This window comes from Mesorhizobium sp. M7A.F.Ca.US.005.03.2.1 (assembly GCF_003997795.1).
In the GTDB taxonomy this organism is placed as follows: Bacteria; Pseudomonadota; Alphaproteobacteria; order Rhizobiales; family Rhizobiaceae; genus Mesorhizobium; species Mesorhizobium ciceri.
In genome coordinates this window covers 1-1336 of the sequence record NZ_RZRP01001225.1, presented here as the reverse complement: position 1 = coordinate 1336, position 1336 = coordinate 1, and the positions used below count along the sequence as shown (strand labels likewise).

Sequence of the window (1336 nt, the reverse complement as noted above, 5' to 3'; positions counted from 1 at the left end):
TCATTGCACAAAGTCCTCCTGCCTGTAGCCCTGCATATAGAGCAGCGCGGTCAGGTCGCCATGATCGATGCGGACCTTGGCCTGTGCCGCCACCGTCGGCTTGGCGTGAAGCGCGACACCGGTACCGGCAAGGCGGATCATGTCGAGATCATTGGCGCCGTCACCGACGGCAATGGCGTCGGCGGGCGTCAGGCCGAGACGCGCTGAAATTTCGATCAACGCGTCGGCCTTGGCGGCGCGGCCGAGGATAGGTTCGCCGACCAGGCCGGTGAAGCGCCCGTCCTGTTCGAGCAGGCGATTGGCGCGGTTCTCCTGGAAGCCGAGCATTGCGGCGATGCGCGTCGTGAACACCTCGAACCCGCCAGACACGAGTGCCGTCCAGGCACCGTTGGCGCGCATGGTCCGGACCAGAACACGGCCGCCCGAGGCCAGCGTCAGGCGATTGGCGACGATGCGATCGACCACGGTGGCGTCGAGGCCCTTCAGCAACGCCACCCGCTCGCGCAAAGCCGGTTCGAAGGCGATCTCGCCATTCATGGATCGCGCGGTAATCGTGGCAACATGATCCTTTACGCCGATCTCGTCGGCCAGCTCGTCGATGCATTCCTGGTCGATCATGGTCGAATCCATGTCGGCGATCAGGATTTTCTTGCGGCGGGTTTCTGCTTCTTGGACGATCACGTCGACCGACTCGCTGGCGAGTGCCGTGCGCAAGACGGCACTCGCAGCGGCGGCGTCGGCTGCCTCAGGCAGGACGAGATCGCAGGCGATACCTTCAGCCAGCCAGACAACAGCGCTTGCGCCGACCGACCGTGAGGCCATATTCGCAAGCGACAGCGACAAAGCGCGCTCAGTGGGACGGGAAACAAGCGTGGCGATGAGCGGCATGGAACATTCCGGCGGGCAGGCGGGCAAGGGCCGCGTGAAGAACGCGATCCTGATAGCCGGGCCGACCGCCAGCGGCAAGTCGGCGCTTGCGCTCGATCTGGCCGAGCGCAGGGGTGGCGTGATCGTCAATACGGATTCCATGCAGGGCTATTCGGTGCTCGACGTGCTGACCGCCCGGCCGGAGGCGGCCGACCTCGCCCGCGCACCGCATTTCCTCTACGGCCATGTCCATCCGGCGACACCCTATTCCACCGGCGCCTGGCTGCGCGACGTGATGAAACTGATCGACGACGGCACATTCTCCGAACGGACAGCGATTTTTGTCGGCGGCACCGGGCTCTATTTTCGCGCATTGGCCGAGGGCATTTCGGAAATGCCCGACATTCCGCAACGGGTCCGCGACCGTTGGCGCTACGAATTGAAGGAGCAGGGCGCCGTCAAGCTGCAC

The 1336-nt window shown here is 64.7% G+C and carries 2 protein-coding genes; one reads left to right on the top strand and one right to left on the bottom strand.

Translation table 11 applies throughout. The features are described 5' to 3' along the window. Nucleotides 1–888: a phosphoserine phosphatase SerB gene (serB, locus tag EN991_RS36500; RefSeq protein WP_127370536.1), complete on the bottom strand. Its 888-nt coding sequence runs from the start codon at nt 886–888 to the stop codon at nt 1–3. Here serB and EN991_RS36495 point away from each other — a divergent pair. Then, nucleotides 878–1336: isopentenyl transferase family protein (locus EN991_RS36495; protein ID WP_281058851.1), on the top strand; the 459-nt coding region annotated here is incomplete at its 3' end. The two genes, serB and EN991_RS36495, sit on opposite strands and share 11 nt — an antisense overlap.